Source organism: Gillisia mitskevichiae (assembly GCF_003634585.1).
Taxonomy (GTDB): domain Bacteria; phylum Bacteroidota; class Bacteroidia; order Flavobacteriales; family Flavobacteriaceae; genus Gillisia; species Gillisia mitskevichiae.
Window position 1 is genome coordinate 1 of record NZ_RBLG01000014.1, and the last position, 2842, is coordinate 2842.

Annotated in this window: 4 protein-coding genes; all 4 read left to right on the forward strand. The window is 31.3% G+C overall.

Annotation, left to right across the window (positions count from 1 at the left end):
• Positions 1-405 precede the first annotated feature (405 nt).
• The 4 genes from BC962_RS16190 to BC962_RS16205 all read left to right on the forward strand — a co-directional run bounded on the left by BC962_RS16190 (position 406) and on the right by BC962_RS16205 (position 2611).
• Positions 406-645, forward strand: coding sequence for a hypothetical protein (locus tag BC962_RS16190; RefSeq protein WP_121347135.1), 240 nt, complete (start codon positions 406-408; stop codon positions 643-645).
• A 265-nt stretch (positions 646-910) separates the two neighbouring features.
• Positions 911-1150 carry a TlpA family protein disulfide reductase gene (locus BC962_RS16195; protein WP_121347137.1) on the forward strand — a complete coding sequence of 80 codons (240 nt, stop codon included), beginning with the start codon at positions 911-913 and terminating at the stop codon, positions 1148-1150.
• A gap of 6 nt (positions 1151-1156) precedes the next feature.
• A complete protein-coding gene (locus BC962_RS16200) occupies positions 1157-1435 on the forward strand; it encodes a hypothetical protein (RefSeq protein ID WP_121347139.1) in 279 nt (92 codons plus the stop codon).
• A 198-nt stretch (positions 1436-1633) separates the two neighbouring features.
• Complete coding sequence (locus BC962_RS16205; RefSeq protein WP_121347141.1) at positions 1634-2611, forward strand: leucine-rich repeat domain-containing protein; 978 nt, start codon at positions 1634-1636, stop codon at positions 2609-2611.
• Positions 2612-2842: the final 231 nt, after the last annotated feature.

Genomic DNA, 2842 nt, shown 5'->3' on the forward strand with positions numbered 1-2842 from the left:
GAACAAAATATTATAAAAGGAAATTTTGAAATATCACTTCTACTGGAGCAGGGTGATCCTGAAAATTATGACAATAAACTAGTTTTAAAAAATGGGAAGTTTAAAGCTACTATAGTAAATTAGGAAGTAAAAACTATTTACAACATCGGTTAAGCGCAAATAGCGGGCTTAGTCGAAAAAGTGTATTTTAGATACCTAGTAAAAAACAACTAAGCCGACAAAGACGCGTCCCTACTCCACGCTACTTGCCTTAACCAAGACCGTTGTAAACAATGGCTCCAAACGGAAAAACAACATAAAAAAAAACACTTCCTAATTGATAATAAAATTTAAAAGAAACGGAATAAAATTTAAAATTAGAAAAATTCAATTTTGATAAAAAAAAAGAATAAAAATTTACTATAAATGAAAAATAAATTAGAGAAATTAAAAAGCATAAAGAAATTTTCTATTCAAAAAATCAAAAAGGAAAAAATTAAAATAATCTTTGGCATATGTATAGGTGCTATGTTTGGTACTGTGATAGGAATATCAGTTGGTAATGTTTTAGATTTGATGCTTCCAGGAGTGTTAATAGGAACACTAATCGGTGGTGTTTTTGGTGGATTAATAGCATTGGTTATTACAGAAATTCCTGCTTCCTAAACATATTTTAATAAAAATGAATCTCGTTTTTCACCCGACCAACACAAGTATTAAAGAATGGAAAAGTATGGCGAAATAATCGTGCCTACTCATACGTGTCGCCATAGATTTACAACATCGGTTAAGCGCAAATAGCGGGCATTCTAGTGAAAAGTGCTATTTTAGACACCAAATAAAAAACTACTAAGCCGACAAGTTCGTGTCCCTACTCCACGCCACTTGCCTTAACCAAGACCGTTGGCAATAATTTAAAAACAAACAGAAAATGAAAGTAATCCTAAATATTGCAATCTTATTTTTGACAATAAGTACATTTTCACAAAAATCAGACAATATTAAGGTAGGATATGAATTTCCTGAATTTGATTTAAAAAACTTAGAAGGAAATCAAATTACTTTGAATTCATTAAAAGGACAAATAGTATTTATTAATTTATGGTTCACTGCCTGTGCTCCATGTGTTGAGGAAATGCCTGAATTAAATAAGTTAAGAGAAGAATATTAAGATAAAATGAAATTTATCAGTATTACTTTTAATGATAAATCCCAAGTTGAAAATTTCCTATTAAAAAAGGCTTTCAATTTTGAACATCTTGTTAGCGCAGAAAATTTTTTAAAAGAATCTTTGAAAAACAAAAATTATCCAAAAAATATTATTTTAGATGAAAATGGATGTATAGCATATGTGAACTATGGATTACCATATACCAAGGATTCCGAAACAGAAGAAATGATTCAACTTCCATATACTTTCTTTAGAAAACCTATAAACAAAATTTTAGGTGATTAAACTATTGCCAACATCGGTTAAGCGCAAATAGCGGGCTTAGTCGAAAAAGTATATTTTAGACACCTAATAAAAAACAACAAAGCCGACAAGTACGCGTCCCTACTCCACGCCACTTGCCTTAACCAAGACCGTTGGCAAAAATTATCTTGATGATTAGAAATTCAAAGATTAATAAGACTACTTTATAATTTATATAAGATGAGATTTTTAGCACCATATTACAGCCTTCTTTTTTTACTATTAGTTTTCCTTTCCTGCGATTCAGATAATCCAGTGAATCCGCCAGATACTCCAGACAGCAATCCGGATGGCAACCCAGTAGTTACAACTGAAGACATAATTGAAATTCCAGATGAATATTTTAAAAATGCTTTGATAAATACGAACATTATAGATACGGATAATGATGAACAAGGGGATTCAGATATTGACCTGAACAATGATGGAGAAATACAAGTTAGTGAAGCGGAAAAAATTAGTGGTTTGATTTTTTCAATAAACTATGCTGAAGTTAGAAGAGTTATTGATTTCACTGGAGCTAATAGTTTTAAAAATCTCAAAGTATTAAAAATATCAGGTACTAGTGATAGATTGGAACCCAATTTTGATTCTATTCAGATTTCTTACGATTTTTCAGGCCTTAAGCAACTTGAGAAACTGCAAATTAGTGGTGTTGATGCCTCCTACATTGACAATATTAATATTTCAGGATTAAGCAAGTTGAAAATTGCTAATCTTGATGGTAATAAACCCCGCTATTTTGATGGTGATTATAATATTCCTTTTAATTTCATAATAATGAATATGAATGATTGTACGGCTTTAGAAGATTTATCATTGACAAATAGCTGGCTAACAATTAATTATTGTGATACACCTGCTATAAAAACTCTAAACTTATTTTACCTTGAAGGTGGTGAACCAGATATGCTAGATTTACATTGTCTAACCAATCTTGAATGGCTCGATATTTCGGAAAATAGTTTGGACTCTCTTGTTTTAAAAAACAATTCTGTTCTAACTTATTTAAGAGCTGACGATATTGGCTCTGCTTACGAAAATAATAATTATCCCTTTCTTGATTATTTATGCATTGATGATTTTCAACAAGAAGTTGACCAGGTTTCTACATTAGTAAATGAGAATACGATAGTCACCACGAATTGTGAATTCTAAATTAACAATTTAGTGGAGTAGATAACTTTAGCCAACATCGGTTAAGCGCAAATAGCGGGTAATCTGGTGAAAAGTGCTATTTTAGACATCAAGTAAAATAACAACTAAGCCGACAAGAACGTGTCCCCACTCCACGCTACTTGCCTTAACCAAGACCGTTACCTACTATAGCTCCACCTCAAAAACGAAGAATATTTCAAAGAAAATAATTCCAGCTGACTCTCACTCGAA